Genomic DNA, 24,156 nt, shown 5'->3' with positions numbered 1-24,156 from the left:
TCAGCATGAAACGCCATCCAACCCGCCGTCCCCGCCTCGCCGCGGGCATTCTGGTCGCGCTCGCTGCGGCCCTGCTCAGCGCCTGTGGCGGCGATGGCGGCGGCCCGCCCGAGTTCCCGCCGCCGCAGGTCAATGTCGCCGCGCCGGTTCAGAAGTCGGTGACCGAGTGGGACGAGTACAGCGGCCGCATCGAGGCGGTGGACAGCGTGGAGATCCGTCCCCGGGTCGGCGGCTATCTGGCTGCGGTGCACTTCGAGGAAGGCATGACGGTGGCCAAGGGTGACCGCCTGTTCTCAATCGATGATCGCGAGTACCGCGCGGCGGCGGCCAGCGCACGCGCCGATCTGGCCCGGGCCGAGGCCCGGGTGGCACTGGCCGAGACCGAGCTGGCGCGCAGCCGGACCCTGGTCGAAGCGCGCGCCGTCTCGCAGGGCGAGCTGGAGTCCCGGCAGGCCGAGCGCAAGCAGGCCGAGGCCGATGTGCTCGCCGCGCGGGCCCGCCTGCAGCAGGCCGAACTGACCCTGGGCTACGCCGACATCCGCGCGCCGATCAGCGGTCGCGTCGGCGCCGCCCTGGTCAAGCCAGGGAATCTGGTCGCCCCCGACCAGACCCTGCTGACCACCCTGGTTTCGCTGGACCCGGTCTACGTCGCCTTCGAGGGCGACGAACATGCCTACCTGCGCTACCAGCAGATGATCCGCGCCGGCAGCTGGACCAGCCCGCGTGAGTCGAAGGTGCCGGTCGAGGTCGGACTGTCCAGCGAGCAGGGCTTCCCGCACCGCGGCGAGATCGTCTTCATCGACAACGCCGTGAACCCCGCTACCGGAACGATCCTGGCCCGGGCCCGCCTGGCCAATCCGGATGGCGTATTCACCCCCGGCCTGTTCGCCCGCGTCCGCCTGCTCGGCGCCACCCGCGCCGACGCCCTGCTGATCCACGAGCAGGCCCTGCTCACCGACCAGGATCGCCGCTACGTCTACGTGATCGGCGAGAACAACGCCGCCGAGCGCCGTGACCTCAAGCTCGGCCCGACCGTCGACGGCCTGCGCGTGGTCGAACAGGGACTTTCACCGGGCGACCAGGTGGTGGTGAACGGCACGCGCAAGATCTTCTTCCCCGGTCAGCCGGTCTCGCCGGTGCCGGTGCCGATGACCGAGCCCAACCGGATGCCGGCCGCTGCCGCGCCGATGGCCGCAAGCGAAGGCTGATCGAACATGGCCCACGCCGATATCTCCAAGGTCTTCATCGACCGCCCGATCCTCGCCTCGGTGCTTTCCATCCTGGTCCTGGTGGCCGGTCTGCTCGCGATCCCCAACCTGCCGATCAGCGAGTATCCGGACGTGGTCCCGCCCTCGGTGCAGGTGACGGCCACCTACCCCGGCGCCAACCCGACCACCATCGCCGAAACCGTCGCTGCGCCGCTCGAGGAGGCCATCAACGGCGTCGAGGGCATGATCTACATGAAGTCCACCTCCGGGTCGGACGGCGTCATGCTGCTCACCGTCACCTTCCAGGGCGGCACCGATATCGACCTCGCCGCGGTGCAGGTGCAGAACCGCGTCGCCCAGGCCCTGCCGCGCCTGCCCGAGCAGGTGCGCGCGCTGGGCGTGACCACGGCAAAGTCCTCACCCAACCTGACCATGGTGGTCCATCTGTCCTCGCCCAAGGGCAGCTACGACGGGCTGTACCTGTCGAACTTCGCCAACCTTCGGGTCCGCGACGAGCTGGCCCGTCTTCAAGGCGTCGGCCAGGCCATCGCCTTCGGTGCCGGCAACTACGCCATGCGGGTATGGATCGACCCCGAGCAGACCGCCTCGCGCGGGCTGACCGCGGGCGACATCGTGGCCGCGATCCGCGAGCAGAACGTGCAGGTCTCGGCCGGCAGCATCGGCGGTCCGCCGAGCGCCGACGGCACCGTGCTGCAGCTGGCGGTGAATGCCCAGGGCCGGCTCGACTCGCCCGAGGCCTTTGGCGAGATCGTGCTCAAGACCGACGCCGGCGCGCTGACCCGGCTTCGCGACGTGGCGCGCATCGAGCTGGGCTCGAACTCCTACGCGCTGCGCTCCCTGCTCAACAACGAGGACGCGGCCGCGATCGTGATCTTCGAGGCGCCCGGCGCCAACTCGATCGCCCTGTCCGACGCGGTACGCGCCAAGATGGCCGAGCTGGCCCCCAGCTTCCCGGCCGATGTCGAGTGGTCGGTGATGTACGACCCGACGGTCTTCGTCCGCCAGTCGATCGACGCGGTAATCATGACCCTGCTCGAAGCGATCGCCCTGGTGGTGATCGTGGTGGTGGTCTTCCTGCAGACCTGGCGCGCCTCGCTGATCCCACTGCTCGCCGTGCCGGTGTCGATCATCGGCACGTTTGCCGTGCTGTGGATGCTCGGCTTCTCGATCAATGTGCTGACACTCTTCGGCCTGGTGCTGGCGATCGGCATCGTCGTCGACGACGCCATCGTCGTCGTCGAGAACGTCGAGCGCCACATCGAGAACGGGCTGAAACCGCTGGCAGCCGCCCACAAGGCGATGGAGGAGGTCTCCGGGCCGATCGTGGCGATCTCCCTGGTGCTGGCCGCGGTGTTCGTGCCGATGGCCTTCATTCCCGGCGTGACCGGCCAGTTCTACCAGCAGTTCGCGGTGACCATCGCGGTCTCGGTGCTGATCTCCGCCTTCAACTCCCTGACCCTTTCGCCGGCACTCTCCGCCGTCCTGCTCCAGCCGCATGGCGCGAAGAAGGACGCGCTGGGCCGCGGCATCGAGCGCGTCTTCGGCGGTTTCTTCTCCCGCTTCAACCGGGTGTTCAAGCGCAGCTCGGACCGCTACTCGAACGGCATCGGCCGGACCATCGGCCGCGCCCCGCGCATGCTGCTGATCTACGGCCTGCTGATCGCGGTCACGGTGATCGGCTTCCGCGCCGTGCCCGGCGGATTCATCCCGACCCAGGACAAGCAGTACCTGTTCGCCATCGCCCAGCTGCCCGAAGGCGCGACCATCGACCGCACCGAAGCCGTGATGCGCAGGATGGGCGACATCGCACGCAACACGCCCGGCGTCGCCAGCGCGGTGCAGTTCCCCGGGCTCAACGCCATCCACTTCGTCAACACCCCGAACATCGGCACCATGTTCGTCGGCATCACACCGCAGGGCGAGCGCGACATCGAGGCCGCCGACATCGCGATGCAGCTGAACATGCAGTTCAGCCAGATACAGGAAGGACTGGCCTTTGCCCTGATGCCGCCGCCCGTGCTCGGCCTTGGCAATGCCACCGGCCTCGAGATGTACGTGCAGGACCGCGCCGGCGTCGGCTATGGCGAGCTCAACGAGCAGACCCAGGCCCTGGTGGGCGCCCTGCGCGGCACGCCCGGGTTCGACCCGACCGGCACCTTCAGCTCGTACCAGCCCAACGTGCCCCAGCTCGACGCCCATGTCGACCGCACCAAGGCCAAGCAGCAGGGCCTGTCGCTGACCGCGATCTTCGAGACCCTGCAGGTTTACCTGGGCTCGGCCTACGTCAACGATTTCAACCTGTTCGGCCGTACCTACTCGGTGTATGCCCAGGCCGATGCCGCCTTCCGCCGCGACGTTGCCGATATCGGCAACCTCAGGGTGCGCAACGATCGTGGTGACATGGTGCCTCTGGGCAGCGTGGTCGAGGTCACCCCGAGCTTCGGCCCGGATCCGGTGATCCGCTACAACGCCTACCCGGCGGCCGATGTCGCCGCCGGCATCAATCCGGCCGTGCTGTCTTCCAGCCAGGCACTGGAGCAGGTGCGCGAGATCGCAGGCGCCGCATTGCAGCGCGGCATGGGGCTGGAGTGGACCGGGCTCACCTACCAGCAGGTCAGACAGGGCAGCACCGCCCTGCTGGTCTTCCCGCTCTGCGTGCTGCTGGTCTACCTGGTGCTGGCCGCGCTCTACGAGAGCTGGTCGCTGCCGCTGGCGGTGATCCTGATCGTGCCGCTCTGCCTGCTCTCGGCGATCGGTGGCATCTGGCTGATCAACACCGTCCACGGGCTGTCGCTGGCGCTGTTCCCGCCGACCGGGCCGCCGACCTTCCTCGACAACAACATCTTCACCCAGATCGGCCTTGTGGTCCTGATGGGCCTGGCCTGCAAGAACGCCATCCTTATCGTGGAGTTTGCGCGTGACCTGGAGGAACAGGGCCGCGGCATCGTCGAGGCGGCGATCGAGGCCTGCCGACTGCGCCTGCGCCCGATCCTGATGACCAGCTTCGCCTTCTGCGCCGGCGTGGTGCCGCTGATCATCGCCTCCGGTGCCGGTGCCGAGGTGCGCTACGTGATGGGCGTGACCGTGTTCTGCGGGATGCTCGGCGTGACCTTCTTCGGTCTGTTTTTCACCCCGGTGTTCTACGTCGCCATCCGCAAGTGGGTGGTGGCCCGCGAACAGCGTCAGGCCGCCCGCGCGGCGGAGGTGTCGCATGGATAAGCATCTCAACGACCTGGACTTGGGACCCGGGACTGCTTGGAGCCGGGACTCGGGACTCGGGACCCGGGACTCGGCAGGGGCGATACGGGTCGCGGCCGACACGTCAGCGTTCGAGCCGGCCGCGGCGACGCGCATGCCGGCGAACCTGCTCTACACCGCACGCAACACGGGCCTGGCGCTGATCGCCGCCCTCTCGCTGGCGGCCTGCACCGTCGGCCCTGACTACGTGCGCCCGGAGATGCCCGTGCCGGAAACCTTCGACCAGGCCCCGGCGGCGGCGCAGACCCCCGAGAGCCTGCTCTGGTCCAGCCTCGGCGACGAAGCCCTGAACCGGCTGATCCATCGCGCGCTGGAGACGAACACCTCGATCGCCCAGGCTGCGGCGCGCCTCGCCGAAACCCGGGCGCTGTCCGGTCTGACCGTCTACAGCCTGTTCCCTACCGTCACCGCCTCGGCCGGGGCGGAGCGCAACCAGCCCAGCGGGCGGGATCCGTTCATTCCGCCGGACGCCGCCCAGCGCACGGACACCTACCGCGCCGGCTTCGACGCCGCCTGGGAGATCGACCTGTTCGGCAGCCTGCGCAACCAGAGCAATGCGATCTACCAGCGCGTGGATGCCGATGCCGCCGCCCTCGCCGACGTCCAGCTGAGCATCGTCGCCGAGACCGCGCAGACCTGGTTCGCGCTGCGCGGCGCCCGCCAGCAGCTGGCCCTGCGCCGGCAGCAGCTGCGCAACCAGGAAGGCAACGTCAACCTGCTCCGTCAGCTGTTCGACGCCGGGCGCGGCAACCGCCTCGACCTCAGCCGCGCCGAGGCTCAGCGCGGCATCGTCGGCGCCCGGCTGCCGCAGGCCGAGGCCGAGGTGGTCCGACACGAGCAGCGTCTGGCCGTGCTCACCGCCCTGTCGATCGAGGACCTGCGCCGGCTGACCGGTGACTCCGCAGACCTGCCGGCGCTGCCGGTGCTGCAGACCGTCGGCTCGCCGAAGGACTGGCTGCAGCGCCGCCCGGACATCCGCGCCGCCGAACGGCGGATTGCCGCCGCGTACTCGGACATCGGCTACGAGACCGCCCAGTACTTCCCGATCCTCACCCTGCTCGGCGATTTCGGCTGGACGGCGACCTCCTTCGGGCGCCTGGGTGACAGCGGCGCACAGCGCTGGAGCTTCGGCCCGCAGCTGTCCTGGCGCTTCCTCGATTTCGGGCGGGTCAGGCAGCAGGTCAGGGCCGCCGAGGCCCGCGCCGCGGGCGCCGAGGCCGCCTATCGCGAGAGCGTACTGCGCGCGCTTGAGGACACCGAGAACGCCCTCGCCCGGCTGCGCGCCGCCAACCGCAGCGCAGCCGAGCTGGAAGCCGCCCGGCTTGCCGCAGCCGATGCCGAGAATCTGGCGCGCCTGCGCTTCGACAACGGCGCCTCAGGCTTTCTCGAGGTGCTCGATGCCGAGCGTACCCTGCTCGACCTGGAATCGCAGGCCCTGCAGGCGCGGATCGACCAGGCCACGGCCCTGGCCGCGGTCTACAAGGCTTTGGCCGGCGACTTCGCGATCGCCGCCGGCAAACCGGATGCCAACCCGGCCACCGCCGGTGCCGCCACACCCTGACCCACCCACAGCAAAGGACTCCGCATGTCCCTGTCGATCTACGAAACAACGGTGAACACCTTTCGCCGCATGCTGGGCGGACTCGACAAGGAGCTGCAGCGCGCGGTGGAGTACGCCGCCACGCGCGGCTTCGAGCCTGATCGCCTGCTCTCCGGCCGGCTGGCCCCGGACATGTTCGACCTGACCCGACAGGTGCAGATCGCCTGCGATCTCGCCAAGGGCGCAGGCGCCAGGCTGGCCGGGCTCGATATCCCGAAGCACGCCGACGATGAAACGCAGATCGCAGCGCTGCGCGCGCGCATCGCCCGGGTGCTGTCCTTCCTCGACACCCTGCCCCGCGAGGACATCGACGGCGCCGCCGAGCGCGAGATCGTGCTCAGCGTGCAGGGCCGCGAGCTGCGCTTCGCCGGTGCCGACTACGTCAACCGCTGGGCGCTGCCCAACTTCTACTTCCACTGCAGCATGGCCTACGCCCTGCTCCGCCAGCAGGGCGTGCCGCTGGGAAAGCGCGATTTCCTCGCGCTCGGCTGAGGCCCCGCCGGCGCCCGCAACGCGGGGGAATGACCGGTTCGGGCGCAAAGAAGACATTCATAGGGTGCGGCTTGCCGCACCGGGCGTACCGTCCGAACGCCCGCATCGGTGCGCCAAGGCACACCCTATAGGCCTTCGCCGACCCCCAAGGGTGCCCGACTGTGGGAGTGCCCTTGGGCGCGACCGCGGCGTTTCGGATTCACCACAGACCGAGGCCAGAGCGCGCCTCCACGGTCGCGCCCAAGGGCACTCCCACAGTTTGACTACGGCAGGGCCTGCTTTGCGGCGCCAACCGGACCTGGCAACGCCGTTGCGTGTGTAGGAGCCAGCTTGCTGGCGATCGTCACATCCGGGGCGCCTATCGCCAGCAAGCTGGCTCCTACAGCGGGACCGGGGCGAATGCGAACTTCGCGCCCAGACCGGGCATCGCCGTCGCCCCCAACGAAGCCCACCGGGCTTGCCTACGATGGCGGCGCGGTACACGACCGCTCGCCTCCGGGGTTCAGCCGTTACCGGTGGCGGGCTCGAGCGTGGCGCAGACCTGGTCGCGTCCGAGGTGCTTGGCCCGGTAGAGGCGGGCGTCGGCGTCGGCCAGCCAGCCGCGGATGCCCTGCCCCCCGCCGAGATCGATCTCCGCCACCCCCACGCTGATGGTCACCCGGTCGGCGGTTGCCGAACCCTCGTGCGGAAGGCCGAGACTCGCGACCGCCTCGCGCAAGCGCTCGGCCACCGTGCAGGCATTGCCCAGTGCGGTATCCGGGAGCAGGCAGCCGAACTCCTCGCCGCCGATCCGGGCAACGATATCGGTAGGGCGATGGATGGCGCTGCGCAGCGCGGCGGCTACCTGGACCAGGCAGGCGTCGCCGGCGGCGTGACCGTAGAGGTCATTGAAGGCCTTGAAGTGGTCGACATCGACCAGCAGCATGGACAGCGGGGTTCCCAGGCGCCGCGCGCGGCCGACCTCGGCCTCGATCCGCTCGTGGAAGTAGCGGCGGTTGGCGATTCCGGTCAGGGCATCCTTGAAGGCCAGCTCGCGCAGAAGATCGGCCTGGGCCTTCAGCGTGAGGTGTGCCTTGACCCGGTTGGCGAGCGTCCGGGCATGCAGGGGCTTCACCACGAAGTCCACCGCCCCCGCCTCCCAGCAGCGGTCCTCGACCTCGGGGGTATGGTGCGCGGTGATGAACACGACCGGGATGGATCGGGTAGCGTCGTGGGTCTTGAGCTGCTGGCAGACCTCCAGGCCGCCGAGCCCCGGCAGCTCGAAATCCAGCAGGATCAGGTCGGGGTGCAGTTCACTGCAGAGCTCGAGGGCCGCCTCGCCACTGGATACGCTGCGCACGCTGCCTTCGGCTTTCAGCACGACCTCGACGAACTGGCTCAGGGTCGGATCGTCGTCGACGACGAGGATCAGGGGGCGGCGCGTCGCTCGGGGGAACTGCGTGTCGGTCATGAGCCTTCGGAATGCCGCCGGGGCGTGGAGACCCGCATAGGGAAACACCCGCGGCGCCGATCCGCAATCGGCAAACTCCTCAGCCCTGGGGGCCCTCTGTCGCGCGGCGCGCGGGCAGGCTCACCCAGAAGGTAGCCCCCTCGCCCTCCACCGAATGGAAACCGATCTGGCCGCCCATGCGCTCCACCAGTTCGCGGGAGATGGCAAGCCCGAGCCCGGTGCCCCCGCGCTGGCGGATATCCGAGCTGTCCGCCTGGCTGAACTTCTGGAAGATCCGCGAACGGAAGGCCCCCGGTATGCCCGGACCCTCGTCGCGCACCGACACCTGGACCCGGTCCCCGTCGGGCACGGCAAAGACCTCGACCATGCCCTGCGCCGGCGAGAACTTGATGGCATTGGACAGCAGGTTGCCCATCACCTGCAGGAATCGATTGAGGTCCACCTGGACCTGGACGCCGCTCGGCAGTTCGGCGCTGACCAGTGCAACGCCACGTTCAGCGGCGAAGGGCTCGTTGGCGAGCAGGGCCGAGGTCAGCACCTCGGCGATATCGTGCCAGTCGAGATCGAACTTCATCCGGTCCGCGGCCAGTCGCTCCATGTCGAGCAGGTCGTTGATCAGGATCGCCAGGCGCTGCCCGTTTCCCAGCGCCACCTTGAGCAGCTGGTCGGGCTTCTCCGGCAGGGTGCCGAGGGCGCCGCTGGCGACCAGGCTGAGCGCGCCATTGATCGAGGTCAGCGGCGTGCGCAGTTCGTGGCTTACCGTGGAGATGAACTCGGCCTTCATCCGCTCGACCCGCTGGCGCTCGGTGACATCCACCGCGGCGCCGTAGATCCGCCCGGTATCCGGATCAAGGGCCAGGCTCCAGAACAGGTCGACGTCACCCCCGTCGCTGCGCCGCATGCGGTGCTCGAGCTGCACCTCCCGGGCGCCCTTCTCCAGCTCGTCGAAGCGGTTGGCGGTGAGCAGCAGATCGTCCGGGTGAACGAACTCGACCAGCGGTCGGCCAATCAGCTCCTCCTCGGAGTAGTCGAGCACGCGCAGTACGGTGGCGTTGACCCGCTGGAGTCGGCCGCGTCGATCGATGATCGCCATGAACCCGAGCGAGAGGTCGAAGAAACGGCGCAGCTCGCGCTGGGACACCTGCAGCTCGGCCAGGGCCTGGCGCTGCGTGGAAATGTCGACCGCGGCGCCGAGATAGCCTTCGATGGCCCCACCCTCCCCGTGGATGGGGGTCACCGCCAGCATCACCGGGACCTGCCGGCCGCTGCGATGCACATAGGTCCATTCGCGGACATCCGAGCCGCGTCGCTCGGCGAGCGCCACAAAGCTGCGGAAGCCGCTGACCGGTTCGCCCAGCTCCTTCTCCAGCTCGGCACCCCGACGCAGCACCTCATCCGGCACGTGGAGGACCTCGGGGGTGCGCTTGTGGACCATCTCCTCGGCCCGGTAGCCGAGGAGCCGCTCGGCGCCGCAATTGAACAGGGTGATCAGGCCCTCGCGGTCGGTGGCGATGATCGAGATCTCCGAGGCCGAGTCGAGCACCGCCTGGAGCAGGGCGGACACCCTGGCACGCTCCTGCTCGGCGCGGCGCCGGTTGTCGATATCGTGGATGAAACCGCTGAGCAACAGGGGTTCGCCGTTCCGGCCCGGCACCGGGTGACCGCGCTCGGCCACCCAGCGCTGGCTGCCGTCCCGGCATAGGATGCGGTACTCGCACTCCCAATGACCGCCGTCGGCCACCGCGCGTTCAATGGCCCGCGCCAGGCGGCTGGCATCCTCCGCGGCGATCAGGGAGCCGAAGCTGCGCCCTTCGGGGCCCATGAACGCCTCGGCCGGATAGCCGGTCAGCGCCTCGACGCCGTCGCTGAGGTGCTGGAAACGCCAGCTTCGCTGGTGACTGCGCAGGAAGGCCGCGCCGGGCACATCCTCGACCAGCGAGCGGTAGTGCTCCTCCCGCTCGACCAGCTTGCGCGAGGCGACCTGGCGCTCGTCGCGAACCAGGATCTGGGCAGCATAGGCCGCAGCGGCACTGGCGAAGCCGCACTCCGCGGCGCTCCATTCGCGGCTGCCGCCGATGTGTTCGGCGCAGAGCACGCCGCGCGGTCCCCGCTCACCGGGAATGACCGCATCCAGCATCGCACCGATGCCCAGTGGCTCAAGGTAACCGGTACCGAACTCGGCCGTCGCCGGGTCCTTGGCCGCGTCGTTCGCGGCGACCATCGACTGCCGGGCAAGTGCGGCGAAGTAGCTGGGGTAATCGGCGCGCCGCAGAACGTTGCCGGTGCGCTCGGCGAGCCCGCCGGGGCCCGCGAGCGCCACGCAGTGCATCTCGTCGCCGGATTCGTCGAACAGCCAGACGCTGGCCCGTCCGACGTGCAGCGCCTCGCGCAGGCGCCGGGCCAGCTGCGGCCAGGCCTGCTCGACCGGCGCGCCGAGCAGATCGGCGTCGAGCGCGAGATCGGCCTGGGCGCGGACCAGGCGCATGGCTTCGCTCTGCTCGTGCTCCCGGCGCTTCTCTTCGCTGATGTCGGCATGGGTGCCGGTCATGCGCAGCGGCCCGCGCCGGGCGTCGCGCTCGACCACCATGCCGCGGTCCTCGCACCAAACCCAATGGCCGTCGCGGTGGCGCATGCGGTAGACGGCGAAGTAGTCGCTGCGTTCGCCATCGAGGTGGGCCTGCAGCGCCTGCCTTGCGGCATGCAGGTCCTCCGGATGCACCAGCCGCTCCCAGTCGGCCAGGCTCATCGCGGACAGCTCGCGATGGGGCCGGTCGATGATCGCCGCCCAGCGCGCGCTGACCTCGATGCGATCACGCTCGATGTTCCAGTCCCAGGTGCCTACCCCCGATCCCTCGATCAGCGAGGTCATCCGCCATTCGCTGACGCGCAGGCGCTCGGCATCGGCCTGCTGGCGGAGCAGCAGCCGACCGAGCTCGACGTTCTCGATCTGCTGCTCGACCAGGATGGCGAGATCACGCAGAAGCGTGAGTTGACCCTCGTCGAATGAGCGCGGCTTGCTGTCGATCAGGCACAGGGTGCCGAGGCGGTGGCCCTCGAAGTGCAGCGGGGCGCCGGCATAGAAGCGGATACGCGGGTCGCCGCAGACCAGCGGATTGTCGGCGAAACGGGGATCCTCGCGAGCATCGTTCACCACCATCACCGGCGCATCGAGGATGGCGTGGCCGCAGAAGGAGATATCGCGCGGCGTCTCCTCGGCGGCAAGGCCCTGCCTGGACTTGAACCACTGCCGGCGCGCATCGACCAGGGAGACCAGGGCCGTCGGCACCGAGAACAAGGCACAGGCCAGCCGCGTCAGACGATCGAAACGCTCCTCGGCGGGCGTATCGAGCAGACCGCTGCGCGTCAGCGCCTGCAGGCGTCCGGTCTCATCCTCGGGAAGCGGCGGTGGCTGCACGGGAGTCGTCCATCAGGGTCGGATCATTAGACCACGCACGCTGGCCGCTTATCGACGGCGGGCGCTCAGCGGGGGTCGATGAACTCCGGCAGCGCCGCCTCCAGCGCGGCGCCGATCAGCTTGGCCCAGTGCTGCTGGCCCGCCGCATCGGCGATCCCGTCGTTGCGGATCTCGATCAGCAGCTGGGGCAGTCCCCGCGGGATGGCGTGGGTCTCGAGGGTGTGGCCAAGCGCGACCCGTCCGTCATAGGGCTCGTTGCATCCAACCGGATCCACCCTGCGTTCAAGGGCGGCGACCACGCGCCTGGCCAGCGCGTCGCTCTTCTTCCACAGCACGCCCACGGGCCACGGACGTGGCAGGCCGGCATAGACCGGCTCGAAGCTGTGGATCGAGAGCAGGAAGGGCCGCGCTCCCCTGCCGAGGCGCTCCTCGACCGCCTGCTCCAGGGCGTCGTGGTAGGGGCGATGGAAACGGGCGATGCGGGCCTCACGGGCGGGCTGGGGCAGCCGCTCGTTGCCCGGCACGAAGGTCCCCTCCGACTGGGCCAGGATCAGATCGGGATGGTCGGGCGAACGATTGGGATCGGCCAGCAGGCGTGAGTCGAGACAGCCCCAGAGGGGCGCATCGAAACGCTCGGCCAGGATTCGCGCCACGGCCAGCGCCCCCAGGTCCCAGCCGATATGCCGCGCCAGCTCCCGGGCGTCCAGCCCCAACCCGTCCAGATCGTCGGGAACCTGGTTGCCGGCGTGGTCGCAGAGCAGCATCAGGTCATGGCGGCGTCCGGGCTGCAGCAGATAGGGGCTGGGCGAGGGCGAGGGCATGCGTGCAGTCTGGCCGCCCCGGCGCCACGATGCCAAGCGGTTTGACCCCGCGGCATGGCGCCGGCAAGCTCGATGCAAACCCTGGACGGACGCCGATGAGCAGCCTATTCCCTGCCACAGGCGCGGTGGACGGACCCGACTGGTCCGCGTTCGAGCGCCTGCAGAAGCGGCTCGCCCCGCTCTTCGAACACGTCTTCGCCGACCCGGCGGCGCCGCGCGGTGTGGTCGTGGTGCCGGGACTCAGCCTCGATGCCGAGGTGCTGTCCAAGGTCAAGGGCGTGCGCTTCTACGAGGAGCGCATGCTCAGCATGCTGATGCTGCTGCGCCTGCCCAACACGCGGGTGGTGTTCGTCACCAGCACCCCACTCGACCCCGACATCGTCGACTACTACCTCGGCCTGCTGCCCGGCGTGCCCGGGCAGCACGCCCGTCGCAGGCTGACCCTGCTCAGCGCGCATGATGCCTCGCCGGAGCCGCTGACCTCGAAGATCCTGGCCCGGCCGCGTCTGCTGGCGCGCATCCGGGACGCCATCGGCGACACCCGGCATGCCCATCTCTCGGTGTTCAACTCGAGCGTCGACGAGGCGCGTCTGGCCTGCCTGCTCGGCATTCCGATGTACGCCTGCGATCCGCGACTGTCACGCTGGGGCAGCAAGAGCGGCAGCCGCGAGGCCTTCCGCCGCGCCGGCGTCGCCCTGCCCGCCGGCCACGAGGATCTCGCCGACCGCCGCCAGCTGGCCGAGGCCATCCTCGCCCTGCGCCGCGATCACCCGTCGCTGAAACGGGTGGTGGTGAAGCTGGAAGAGGGCTTCTCCGGTGACGGCAACGCGCGGCTGCCGCTGGCGAGGTTGCCCGATACCGCCGATGCGGCCCGCGTCGATACGGCACTGGACGCGGCGCTGGAGCCGGAGGCCGAAGGCATGGATGGCGAGGCCTTCCTCGACAAGTTCCGCCGCATGGGCGGCATCGTCGAGGCCTGGATCGAGGGCGAGAACAAGGCATCGCCCTCGGTGCAGATGCGGATCAACCCGCTGGGCGGCATCGAGCTGATCTCCACCCACGACCAGCAGTTGGGCGGGCGCAGCGGACAGGTGTTCCTCGGCAGCCGTTTTCCCGCCGAGGCCCGCTATCGTCCCGCACTGCACGAGGCGGCAGCGCGCGTCGCCCAGGTGCTGCGCGAAGAGGGCGTGCTCGGCCGTTTCTCGATCGACTTCCTGCACTGCGCCGAAGCCGCGGAGCCGATGCAGGCGATCGAGATCAACCTGCGCAAGGGCGGCACCACCCTGCCCTTCCAGATGCTGCAGTTCCTGACCGGCGGCCGCTACGAACCCGACCCCGGCGCCTTCATCACCCCGCTCGGTGCGCGGCTCTGCTACGTCGCCAGCGACAACCTCGAGAATCCCGCCTACCGCAGCCTGACCCCGACCGACCTGATCGACGTGCTGGTGCAGAACGGACTGCATTTCGACACCCTGCGCCAGCAAGGCGTGGTGTTCAACCTCATCGGCGCGCTGTCCGAGTACGGCAAGCTGGGTCTGGTCTCGATCGCGCCGGGGGAGAAGCGCGCGCAGAAGGCCTTCGACGAGGCGGTGGCGATCCTCGATCGGGAAACCGGGGCGGTCTCCGGCGACAAGGCGCGCGCTTGAGCCTTGAGTGGCGGGTCCCGTAGTCTGGTCGGGGCGCGACGCCACGGAGTCAGTGCTGAACGACGCGAGGTCCCCGGGCATCAATCCGCGCCGCCGGCAGATGCTGGGCGCACTGGCCTGCCTGCCGATGCTCGGCAAGACCCGGGCGGAAACTACCGAGGTCATCTATGCCTGGCCGGAATCGCTGCGCGCGGATGCGCGAAGCGTCTTGCCGATCCAGCTGCTGAAGGCGGCCCTGCGGCGCTCGGGCGAAGGCTTCCGGGCGCTGCCCGCCCCACGCGACCTCACCCAGTCGCGGTCGCTCCGGCATCTGCAGCTCGACCGCGGCCTCGACGTCGCCTGGACCCTCACCAGCACCGAGCGCGAGCGCCATCTGATCCCGGTACGCATTCCCCTCGACAAGGGACTGCTAGGCTGGCGGCTGCCGCTGATCCGGGCGCTGGACGCAGGGGCCCTGGCGTCGCTGCCGGATGCTGCCTCGCTGCGGGCGCTGCGCTGCGCCCAGGGCCATGACTGGCCGGATTTCCGGGTGCTTGCCGACAACGGCTTCCACGTGACCCCGGCCCCGACCTATGAAAGCCTCTTCCAGATGCTGGCGCGCCGCAGGGTGGTCCATGTGCCACGCTCCCTGGCCGAGATCCGCCCCGAGATAGCCAGCCATCCCGCCCTCGACCTGGCCGTGGCCCCGGACTGGGTGCTGCACTATCCGGCGCCGCTCTACTTCTTCGTCAATCCGCAGCGGCCGCGCCTGGCCGCCGCCATCGAGCACGGCCTGCGGCAGATGCTCGTGGACGGCGACTTCGACCAACGCTTCTTCGATCGCTACGGCGCCGAGCTGCGCGCGGCAGCGCTTTCCACGCGCCGCGTGGTCGAGCTCAGCAACCAACAGCTGCCCCCTCTCACGCCGCTCGCGGATGAGGCCCTCTGGCTGGATCCGAGGACCTTCGCATGACGAGGGGTGGGCCACACAGCCTGGGCCTCAAGGTGGCGCTTGCTGTGCTCCTGGGCAGCCTTGCCGCGGCCCTTCTCACCGCGGTGCTGCAAGCCTGGCTGCTCTGGCGCGAGGCCCGGGAAAGCGCCCTGCAGCGCCTCGTCGAGATCGAGGAAAGCTATCTGCCCAGCCTCGCCAGCAGCCTGTGGGTGATCGATCAGGCGCGCGTCGACGTGCTGCTCGACGGCATCCAGCAGCTGCCCGAGGTGGGCGCCGTGGCCCTGGTTGACGAGATGGGCCAGCGTAGCCAGCGAGGCGCTCCGCTCGGCGAGGCGGCGCTGGCCACGCGCCGCTTTCCGCTCATCTACGAAGATGCCGGCGAACGATTCGAACTCGGCCGGATCGAGGTCGAGCTGCATCAGGCGCATCTCGTCGAGCAGATCCTGGTGAAACTCCAGGCTATGGCGGTCGGCACCCTCGTGGCCCTGGCGATGGCTGCGCTTCTCACGCTGTTCCTGCTCAGGCGCTGGGTGAGTCGCCCGCTGCAGGCACTGGCGGAAACCGCCGACGCCCTGGAGCTCGACGATCTCTCGCGAAGCACGATCGCGGCATCAGCGGATGTGCCGACCAGCAGCGAGCTCGGCCGCCTGGTCTCGTCTTTCGAGAAGATGCGGGGCAGGCTGGCCGAGGCGCTGGAAAGGCGCGAGACGAGCGAGCGGGAGCTGTCGGCCTATCGCGGACAGCTCGAGCAGCTGGTCGCCCAGCGCACCGCCGAGCTAAGACGCCAGAACGAAGAGCTGGATGCCTATGCGCACACCGTCGCCCATGATCTCAAGCACCCGCTGACCACGCTCAGCGGTGCCGGCGTCCTGCTTCGCGACGCCGACGACCGCCTGCCCCCGGAACAGCGCCAGACCCTGCTCGACAGCATCATTCGCAGCGCCCGGCTGATGGAGCGCATCATCGATGCGCTGCTGCTTCTGGCCAGGGCACGCAGCGACGCGGACGTCCCGCGCCAGCCGGTCAGGCCGGACGAACTGATCGCCGCGACCTGCTCGCGGCTGGCCGCCCTGGCCGAGTCTGTGGGCGCCCGCATCGAGCAGATTCCCGGTCCCGGAGAGGCCCTCGGACATGCCCCCTGGATCGAGGAGGCGCTGGTCAACTACCTGTCCAACGCGCTGCGCTACGGCGGCGATCCACCGCGGGTGCGGATCGGCTCGGACCCCCCGCAGGCCGGCCAGCTGAAGATGTGGGTGCGCGACCTGGGCCCGGGCGTGGCTGATGATCTGCAGGACCGCCTCTTCGACAGCTTCGTCCGCCCCGACGTGCGCAAGGCGGACTCGCATGGCCTGGGTCTATCGATCGTCAAGCGGGTGATCGAGCGCCAGGGCGGCACCGTGGGATACCGGCGCACGGCGAAGGCCGAGACCGAGTTCTGGCTGAGCCTTCCAGCCCGGACCTGAATGCTGGCCGGGCCCGGCCGGGACAGGACACTAGCGGCCGGACGCGGCCTCGCGATCCAGCCATACCCCCAGTCCCTGCGCATTCAGCTCGATGTCCATGTGCAGCAGCTCGAGCACCTCGGCTTCGCTGCACGGCACGGCGGCGGCCGCGGCACGCTCCGTATAGAGCCGGCCGAGTGCTGCAACCAGGGCCGCGTGGCGCGGACCCGGGGCAAGATCGGCGTGCCCCCTGGCAATGGCGACCATGGCGTCGATCTGTTCGAAGAGCTCGCCAGCCAGCCGTTCGACATTATCGACCGGACCGTAGTGGGTGAGATACATGCGCTCGGGCCCCGCGGCCAGCATCCGGAGGATCGAGGCCTTGAGGGCCTCGGGGTCGAACTGCACCGGGGTGGTGGTGGGCAGGATGAAAGGCCCGGAGGGACCATCCAGTTCCCGATAGGACAGGCCGAAGGTGTCGCCGGTGAAGAAGGCCCGCTCGGCCTCGTGGTGGATCACGATGTGGTGGCGGGCATGGCCCGGCGCATCGAGGCAGCGCAGGCGCAGGCCGCCGACCTCGACGTGAAGCCCGTCGCGCGCCTCGACCACCCGGTCGGCCGGCACCGGACGCAGGGTGCCGTAGGTGCGCTCCACCTCCTCGGCGCCATAGACGGCCGTGGCACCGGCCACCAGGGCCGTTGGATCGACCATGTGTCGCGCGCCGCGCGGGTGCACCAGCAACCCGGCCTGGGGCAACCTCGCCATCAGCTCGCCGGCGCCGCCGGCGTGATCGAGGTGCACGTGGGTGAGGATCAACCAGTCGACCGCCTCGACGCCCAGCCCCGCCCTTTCGAGGGCCTGGAGCAGACGAGGCACCGAGCTGTTCAGGCCGCAGTCGATGAAGGCGGCCCGACCGTCGTGCACCAGCAGGTAGGCGGCATCGAAGCGCGGCCGATGGAAGCCGGTATCGATCACATGGACGGTCGGCGAACTGGCGGTCACGGCATCCTCCTCGGCGGGCGAAGGCCGATGGTGCCCGGTGGGCGCGGCCTGTCAACCTGCGCCGTGGCGAGGCCCTGTTCAGCCCGGCACTGACAGGGTTTCCCGGCCCAAGGTATGCTGCGGGGCTTGCGCGCGCCCGCGGGCGCAGCTTTCTGAACCTGCTTTGCCGACGGAATCCATCGATGAAACTCTTTTCGACCCTGCTCCTGCTGCTCGTGGCGACAACCGCCCAGGCCCAGACCCAGAACCCGCTGGTGCTGCTCGACACCGACTACGGTCCGCTGCTGATCGAGCTGGATGCCGAGCGCACTCCCAACCTCGCCACCAACTTCCTGCGCTACGTGGATGCCGGCCGCTACACCGAGACCGTGTTCGCCCGCGTGGCCCGCAAGGACAGCAACGGCAACGGCATCGACATCGTGCAGGGGGGTGGATTCACCGCCACCGGCGCCCCGGTCACCAACTTCGACGCGGTCAGCGCGACCCTGCCGAACGGCCTGTCCAACACCCGCGGCACGATCGCTGCGGCCCTGCCCGCCAACAGCGCCGGCCAGCCCAACCTGAATGCTGTCACCGGCGGCTTCTACTTCAATGTCACCAACAATTCCGCCGCGCTGGACAGTGGCTATCCGGTCTTCGGCCGCGTGGTCTTCGGCCTCGCCAACCTCGACGTTATGCTGGCCGCTCCGCGCTTCACCGGCGGCGAGCAGCCGATCCGCCCGCCCTTCGTCAAGCGCGCCCTGCGCGTCGATGCCTTCCCGGTGCTCGAGCTGCATACCGGCGCCTGGTTCGACCCGCAGAAGAGCGGCCGCGGCTTCAGCGTCGAGATCGCCCGCGATCCGGACAACGCAAACGGCGCCGTCCTGGTGGTCTACTGGTACGACTACTTCCAGGGCCAACAGGTCTGGATGAACGGCGCGGCCGACTTCATCTGGGGCGCCGACGAGGTGGTGGTGCCGATGCAGATCACCCAGGGTGGTCAGTTCGGCAGCGCCTTCGACCCGAGCCAGGTGCAGAACACCCCGGACTGGGGCACGCTGACCGTGCGCTTCAACGGCTGCAAGACCGCCACCTTCAGCTACGAGAGCGCCTTCGGCAACGGCAGCATGAACCTCGAGCGCCTGACCCAGCCGGTCGGCACGCGCTGCGATCCCTGATCGCAGTCGCAGCGGCAATACACGCACCGCCCGCCTCGCGCGGGCGGTGTCATTTCAGGGGTTCGTCCGGCGCAGCCGAAGGGCGGGGCATGGCGCGAAGCGGACATTCGCGCTTGCGCGCTCAATCGATGGCTCCCTTCTCCCCGCGGGGTAAGCAGGGAGCTCGAGCGGCGCAGCTGCGAGCCTGCGAACGCCCGGCGGCATGCAGGCCGCCGGGCCGGGGGGTGGCCAGGGATGAGGGTTCGGGTTCCCAGGGCCTGACAACGAAACCGGAATCGGCTTTTCTGCCTGCTCTCCGGGCCGCTCCGCTCACCGTCGGCGGGCTCCTGTAGGGTGCCTCTGGGGCGCACCGAGAGGGACGTTCGGACGGTTCGTCCGGTGTGGCCAGCCGCACCCGATGCATGTCTCCTTTGCGCCCTTCCCGCCATCCGGCGAACCAAGAACGAACGGGGGACGCGGCAGCTGAATGGCGCCGGCGACGGGCGCTTGACCTTCCCATCGTGGGAGACTTGAAGCTGGCTCCATCGCCACTTCAAGGGAGTCAGCCATGAACCTGTCCACCGCGCCCGTCCAACTCGGCTTCGCCGTGTCCGGGCTGCGCTGCGCCAGCTGCGTGCGGCGGCTGGAGCAGGCGCTCGCCGCCCTGCCGGGCGTTCTGGTTGCCAACGTCAATCTGGCCAGCGAGCGCGTCGAGCTGGCCACCGACGGCCAGCTGTCCGCGGCGCGGATTGCCGCGGCGGTCAAGGAGGCCGGCTATGCCGCGGCGATCGAGGAGATCTCGATGGGCATCCTCGGCATGAACTGCGCCTCCTGCGTCGGCCGGGTGGAGAAGGCGCTGGCCGGCGTCCCCGGGGTCGCCGAGGCCAGCGTCAATCTGGCCACGGAATCCGCCCGCGTCCGGGTGCTCGGCGCAGCCGACGCGCAGGCCCTGCGCCTGGCCGTCGAAGGGGCCGGTTACCGGGTAGCCGACGACGGTCCACCCGGGGACGGTCCACCCGGAGCCAAGGCCGCCGCCGCGCCTGCCCGGTCCAGCGAGGGCCGGGCGGAAACCCGGCGCCTGATCATCGCGATCCTGCTCACGCTGCCCCTGGTGCTGCCGATGCTGGGCATGGCAGTGGGCGAACACCTCGCGCTGCCGGCGGTATGGCAATGGCTGCTGGCGACGCCGGTGCAGTTCTGGATCGGCGCCGGCTTCTACCGCGGGGCCGCCGCCGCGCTGCGTGCGCGCACCGGAAACATGGACCTGCTGGTCGCGCTCGGCACCAGCGCCGCCTACGGCCTGAGCGTGCACCACATGCTCGGGGCCACGCCGCACCACGGCGAGCTGCCGCTGTACTTCGAGGCCTCGGCCGCGGTGATCACCCTGGTCCTGTTGGGCAAGTGGCTGGAGCGTCGGGCCAAGCGCCAGGCCAGCGAGGCGATCCGCGCCCTGCAGGCCCTGCGTCCGGCCACCGCACGCGTGCGCCGCGAGGGCCAGGAACTCGAGATCCCGGTGGAACATGTCGTGGTGGGCGACACGGTTGTGGTCCTGCCGGGCGAACGGGTGCCGGTCGACGGTGAGGTGCTGGACGGCCGCAGCCACAGCGACGAGTCCCTGGTGACCGGCGAGTCACTACCGGTCGCCAAGCAGCCCGGCGATGTCCTTGTCGGCGGCGCGATCAATGGCGAGGGTCGGCTGATCCTGCGCACCACCGCGGTGGGCGCCGAATCGACCCTGTCGCGGATCATCCGTCTGGTCGAGGACGCGCAGGCGAAGAAGGCGCCGATCCAGCGGCTGGTCGACCGGATCAGCGCGGTGTTCGTTCCCGTCGTCGTGCTGATCGCTTTCGCCACCCTGCTCGGCTGGGGCCTGCTCGGCGGGAGCTGGGAGGTCGCGGTACTGAATGCGGTCGCGGTGCTTGTCATCGCCTGTCCCTGTGCGCTCGGCCTTGCCACCCCCACCGCGATCATGGCCGGCACCGGCATCGCTGCCCGCGCCGGGATCCTGATCCAGGACGCCGAGGCGCTGGAGCACGCGCAGGCCCTGCGCGGCGTGGCCTTCGACAAGACCGGCACGCTGACCGAGGGCCGCCCGGCCCTGGTTGCCCTCGAAGGCGAGGATGAGCCCGCCCTGCTGGCGATCGCCGCGTCGCTGCAGGCGGGCAGCGAACATCCGCTGGCGCGCGCGGTGCTGCAGGCAGCCTCTGAACGCGGCATTGCACCGAGGGAGGCCGCCGAGCTGGCTGTGCTCGCCGGGCGCGGCATCGAGGGCCGGGTCGCCGGGCAGCGCTGGCGGCTGGGCAGCGCGCGGCTGATGGACGAGTCCGCGGCCGGGCGCGCCGCGTTCGAGGCGGCGGCGCGGCGACACGCGGAAGCCGGTCGCACCCTGTCCTGGCTGGCCGAAGACGACGGCGCGGGCTGGAAGGTGCGGGCGATGCTGGCCTTCGCCGATCCGCCAAGGGCCACCGCGCGCGCTGCGATCGCCGCGCTGCAGGCGCAGGGCCTGCGCACGCTGATGATCTCCGGCGACCAGCGGCCGGCTGCCGAGCACGTCGCGGCGGCGGTCGGCATTGCGCCGGCCGACGTGCTGGCCGAGGTGCTGCCGGGGCAGAAGGCCGAGACGGTGCGCGAGATGGCGGCTGACGGCGCATTCGGCATGGTTGGTGACGGGCTCAATGACGCGCCGGCGCTGGCCGCCGCCGACGTCGGCTTTGCGATGGGCAGCGGCACCGACGTCGCCATGCATGCCGCGGCGATCACCCTGATGCGCCCCGATCCGCGGCTGGTGGCCGATGCCATCGACATCTCCCGCCGCACCCGGCGCAAGATCCGCCAGAACCTGTTCTGGGCCTTCATCTACAACCTGGTCGGCATTCCGCTGGCCGCCGCCGGCCTGCTGAACCCGGTGGTCGCCGGCGCCGCCATGGCCCTGTCCAGCGTCAGCGTGGTCGGCAATACCCTGCTCCTGCGCCGTTGGCGACCGCGCGCGGGGAATCCATTGGAAGGGAGCGCGACATGAGCACGCAGACGGGCACGCAGCGCGGGCTGCGCCGCTGGACGATCGGCGACGCCGCACGCCGCTCGGCAGTCAGCGCCAAGATGATCCGCCACTACGAATCGATCGGCCTGATGCCGGCGGCCGATCGCAGCCTGTCCAACTACCGGCTGTACCGCGACGAGGACATCCACCGCCTGCGCTTCATCCATCGGGCACGCAAGCTCGGCTTCGCGATTCCGCGTATCGCCACCCTGCTGGCGCTCTGGGACGATCCGGCCCGGCCCAGTGCCGAGGTCAAGGCACTGGCCGCCGGGCACGTCGCCGAACTGCAGGCGCGCATCGCCGAACTGCAGTCCATGGTCCGCACCCTCGAGCACCTCGGGCGCCACTGCCACGGTGACGCCCGGCCGGACTGCCCGATCCTCGACGAGCTGGGCGGCGAGCGCGATGTCTGAGCGGCAAGGGGCGCCGCGAGGCCCTACTCCGGCTCGACCGAGCGCAGGGCCTGCGAGCGGGCCATGAGCTGGCCGAGCACGATGCCAACCAATAAATAGAGCCAGAAGGCACCGGACACCCATCCGGCCAGCGCGGTGCACAGCGGCGCGGTGAGGGTGAAGGCCCGACCCAGCCGGCGCAGTCGCTGCTCGCCGCGTGCGGCTTCCTCGGCCCGGTCGGCCTTCGGCCCGCCACGGCGCAGCCAGCCCAGCAGAACGAAGGGCGCCCACAGGAAGGCGACGCCGAACATCAGCAGCCAGCCGAGGAAGATGGCCATCGGCAGCATCAGCACGCTGGCGACCAGGGCGGCATCGGATCCGGGCGCAAGGCCCAGCGCCATCACATAGCCCAGCGTTCCCCCGCCGAACAGCCAGGCGAGGACAAGGGAAAGCTGGCGGCCGGGTCGTTCGGATTCGGACATCGCTCGGGCCTCTGGCGGATCGACCCGAGCCTAGCCCGCCGGGTCGCCGAGCCATAGACGGGCTGCGTCGAAACGATCGCCCTATCGGATGGATGCCGACGGCGCGGAGACCGGTGCCTCCACCGACTCGAGGAAATCCAGCGTGGCCAGGGTGAAGGCCTGCGGGACTTCCATCATCGGCATGTGGTTGCAGCGCGGCAGGGAGGCCGCACGGGCCTGCGACAGGGCGTCGAGATAGGCGCTGAGGCTGCGCGCCGGCACCACGCGATCGTTTGCGCAGCGAAGCAGCAGCACCGGCCGCTGCACGGCCCTGGCCGCTGCCAGCGGCGCCCAGGCGCCGTGCTCGGGCAGGGCGATCTGCGGATACACCTGCCGCTCGAAGGGCAGGCTGGCGCGACGCCGCTCGACCAGAGCCTGCTCGAAGGGCCAGGGCAGGTGCGGCACGGTGTCGAAGACCAGGGCCAGCTGCCGCTGCAGCGAATAGGCATCGACCACTTCGAAGGGGCGATCGCCCCCGGCGGCGCCGCGGGCGAGGTCGTTCTCTACCGGCACTCCGAGCGGCGCGACCAGGACCAGGGCCCCGGCCTGCCCGGCGTATCGCGCCGCCCACATCGCCGCGATGCCGGCGCCCATGCCGTGGCCGACCACGTCGACCCGCTGGCCCGGCCAGCGCGCGGCGACCAGCTGGCCGAGGCGCTCGGCCTGGTCGGCATAGCCGTAGTGGCCCTGCGGGGCCCGACCGCTCTCGCCCCAGCCCGGCAGGTCGAGGGCCAGCACGTGACGGCGCGCGGACAGCGCGGCCATCGACGGCAGCCAGACTTCCTTGCTGCTGGCGAACGAATGCAGCAGCAGCAGCGGCGGGCCCTGCCCGGCTTCGATGCCGACCCAGCGCGTCCCGCCGGCGTCGAATTCCACCACGCCGCCGCCGGCGGCCAGCCGCTGGCGAAGATACTCGGCGCGCAGGGCGAGGTCGGGCTGCATCCAGAGCGCCAGGATCGGCAGGCCCAGCAGCGCACCCAGAACCAGCGACCAGTGGGGAAGGCGCAGGCGCCGCGGGGGTCGCCGGCCGGCGACCGCGGCCCCGGGCGGCGGCGCCGGGCGCGGCGTCTCGAGCGGGCGGACCGCCTCCAGCAGCCGGTAGCCCTTGCGCGGCACCGTCTGCAGGTAGCGTGGCGCGTCGCGGCGTTCGCCGAGCAGCTTGCGCAGACCCCAGATGGCGTTGCCGATGCCACGATCGCCGACCGGGTGGTTGCCATCCCAGACCCGTTCGATCAGGTCCGCGCGAGTGACCAGCTCACCCGGACGCGCGGCCAGCACGCAGAGCACCTGCATGTGCTGCACGCTGATCCGCTCCATGCGGCCGTCCGCAAAGCTGAGGGTGCTGGCCGCCGGATCGACGCGGATGTCGCCCAGCATGAAGGGGGCGGGCAGGCCTGACTCGAACTCCACGGACGGGGCTTTCGGCACGAAAGCCGGAGAGTCTGCCCGCCATGACAGGGCCGCGCAACGCGTGCGGCGCAGCGCCGGGGGGCGCCACGCCGCACGCAGTCCGGTGGCGCCGCTCAGCGTACGCCGGTCACCCGCAGCGACTGCGGCGAGAAGTTCGCCGGGTCCGCGTCGTAGCCGAAGTCGTTGACGGTCTCCTGGTTGTCGATACCGGAAACCAGATAGCGACCGGACTGCAGGTCGTTGTGGACCTCCAGCGTCGACCAGAAGGTCGGCACCTCGTAGTAGTTGATCGACGGCGCCTCGGACAGCCGCCACAGACGGCCCTGGCCGTCGTAGTGGTCGATCACCATGATCTGCCAGCCGTCCTCGTC

The 24,156-nt window shown here is 70.2% G+C and carries 17 protein-coding genes; 10 read left to right on the top strand and 7 right to left on the bottom strand.

Annotated features, from left to right (window positions below; all coding sequences use genetic code 11):
• Positions 1-5 precede the first annotated feature (5 nt).
• The 4 genes from M0G41_RS15115 (at position 6) to M0G41_RS15100 (ending at position 6,579) form a co-directional block, all read left to right on the top strand.
• Positions 6-1,208 carry an efflux RND transporter periplasmic adaptor subunit gene (locus tag M0G41_RS15115; RefSeq protein ID WP_248210725.1) on the top strand — a complete coding sequence of 401 codons (1,203 nt, stop codon included), beginning with the start codon at positions 6-8 and terminating at the stop codon, positions 1,206-1,208.
• 6 nt (positions 1,209-1,214) lie between these two features.
• Positions 1,215-4,448: an efflux RND transporter permease subunit gene (locus tag M0G41_RS15110; RefSeq protein ID WP_248210723.1), complete on the top strand. Its 3,234-nt coding sequence runs from the start codon at positions 1,215-1,217 to the stop codon at positions 4,446-4,448.
• 133 nt (positions 4,449-4,581) lie between these two features.
• Positions 4,582-6,048, top strand: coding sequence for an efflux transporter outer membrane subunit (locus M0G41_RS15105; protein WP_248210721.1), 1,467 nt, complete (start codon positions 4,582-4,584; stop codon positions 6,046-6,048).
• A 24-nt stretch (positions 6,049-6,072) separates the two neighbouring features.
• Entirely contained in the window at positions 6,073-6,579 is a 507-nt protein-coding gene (locus M0G41_RS15100) for a DUF1993 domain-containing protein (RefSeq protein ID WP_248210720.1), read from the top strand.
• A gap of 502 nt (positions 6,580-7,081) precedes the next feature.
• Here the strand turns inward: M0G41_RS15100 and M0G41_RS15095 are convergent.
• The 3 genes from M0G41_RS15095 to M0G41_RS15085 form a co-directional block, all read right to left on the bottom strand.
• Positions 7,082-8,029: a diguanylate cyclase gene (locus M0G41_RS15095; protein WP_248210719.1), complete on the bottom strand. Its 948-nt coding sequence runs from the start codon at positions 8,027-8,029 to the stop codon at positions 7,082-7,084.
• Between the two features lie 79 nt (positions 8,030-8,108).
• A complete protein-coding gene (locus tag M0G41_RS15090) occupies positions 8,109-11,444 on the bottom strand; it encodes a PAS domain S-box protein (protein WP_248210718.1) in 3,336 nt (1,111 codons plus the stop codon).
• A 65-nt stretch (positions 11,445-11,509) separates the two neighbouring features.
• Entirely contained in the window at positions 11,510-12,265 is a 756-nt protein-coding gene (locus tag M0G41_RS15085; protein WP_248210716.1) for an N-formylglutamate amidohydrolase, read from the bottom strand.
• Between the two features lie 95 nt (positions 12,266-12,360).
• On the opposite strand from M0G41_RS15085, the gene M0G41_RS15080 reads away from it, so the two are divergent.
• The 3 genes from M0G41_RS15080 to M0G41_RS15070 are packed head-to-tail and all read left to right on the top strand — an operon-like array spanning position 12,361 to position 16,305.
• Positions 12,361-13,911 carry a peptide ligase PGM1-related protein gene (locus M0G41_RS15080; protein WP_248210714.1) on the top strand — a complete coding sequence of 517 codons (1,551 nt, stop codon included), beginning with the start codon at positions 12,361-12,363 and terminating at the stop codon, positions 13,909-13,911.
• 7 nt (positions 13,912-13,918) lie between these two features.
• Positions 13,919-14,863 (top strand): hypothetical protein, encoded by a 945-nt coding sequence (locus M0G41_RS15075; RefSeq protein WP_248210713.1) that lies wholly within the window; start codon positions 13,919-13,921, stop codon positions 14,861-14,863.
• On the top strand, positions 14,860-16,305 hold the full coding sequence (locus M0G41_RS15070; protein ID WP_248210711.1) for an ATP-binding protein: 1,446 nt from the start codon (positions 14,860-14,862) through the stop codon (positions 16,303-16,305). Before M0G41_RS15075 ends, M0G41_RS15070 begins: the two co-directional genes overlap by 4 nt.
• Positions 16,306-16,335: 30 nt before the next feature.
• Here the strand turns inward: M0G41_RS15070 and M0G41_RS15065 are convergent, their stop codons facing one another.
• Positions 16,336-17,286, bottom strand: a complete 951-nt coding sequence (locus M0G41_RS15065) for an MBL fold metallo-hydrolase (protein ID WP_248210710.1) — start codon at positions 17,284-17,286, stop codon at positions 16,336-16,338.
• Between the two features lie 182 nt (positions 17,287-17,468).
• Between M0G41_RS15065 and M0G41_RS15060 the strand changes: the two genes are divergently transcribed.
• The 3 genes from M0G41_RS15060 (at position 17,469) to cueR (ending at position 21,875) form a co-directional block, all read left to right on the top strand.
• Positions 17,469-18,443: a peptidylprolyl isomerase gene (locus M0G41_RS15060; protein WP_248210708.1), complete on the top strand. Its 975-nt coding sequence runs from the start codon at positions 17,469-17,471 to the stop codon at positions 18,441-18,443.
• A gap of 547 nt (positions 18,444-18,990) precedes the next feature.
• Positions 18,991-21,441 carry a heavy metal translocating P-type ATPase gene (locus M0G41_RS15055; RefSeq protein WP_248210707.1) on the top strand — a complete coding sequence of 817 codons (2,451 nt, stop codon included), beginning with the start codon at positions 18,991-18,993 and terminating at the stop codon, positions 21,439-21,441.
• Complete coding sequence (cueR, locus tag M0G41_RS15050) at positions 21,438-21,875, top strand: Cu(I)-responsive transcriptional regulator (RefSeq protein WP_248210706.1); 438 nt, start codon at positions 21,438-21,440, stop codon at positions 21,873-21,875. Before M0G41_RS15055 ends, cueR begins: the two co-directional genes overlap by 4 nt.
• A 23-nt stretch (positions 21,876-21,898) precedes the next feature.
• Here the strand turns inward: cueR and M0G41_RS15045 are convergent, their stop codons facing one another.
• The 3 genes from M0G41_RS15045 to M0G41_RS15035 all read right to left on the bottom strand — a co-directional run.
• Positions 21,899-22,336, bottom strand: a complete 438-nt coding sequence (locus M0G41_RS15045) for a hypothetical protein (RefSeq protein WP_248210705.1) — start codon at positions 22,334-22,336, stop codon at positions 21,899-21,901.
• Between the two features lie 81 nt (positions 22,337-22,417).
• The gene (locus tag M0G41_RS15040) at positions 22,418-23,785 is read right to left on the bottom strand and encodes an alpha/beta hydrolase (protein WP_248210704.1); all 1,368 of its coding nucleotides are present in this window, start codon (positions 23,783-23,785) and stop codon (positions 22,418-22,420) included.
• A 113-nt stretch (positions 23,786-23,898) separates the two neighbouring features.
• On the bottom strand, positions 23,899-24,156 hold a 258-nt coding region (locus M0G41_RS15035), incomplete at its 5' end, for a DUF1329 domain-containing protein (protein WP_248210703.1).

The sequence above is a fragment of the Pseudomarimonas salicorniae genome (genome assembly GCF_023156535.1).
Classification (GTDB): Bacteria; Pseudomonadota; Gammaproteobacteria; order Xanthomonadales; family Xanthomonadaceae; genus Pseudomarimonas; species Pseudomarimonas salicorniae.
Note: the sequence above shows the minus strand (reverse complement) of the source record. Positions and strands in the feature narration are given on the sequence as shown.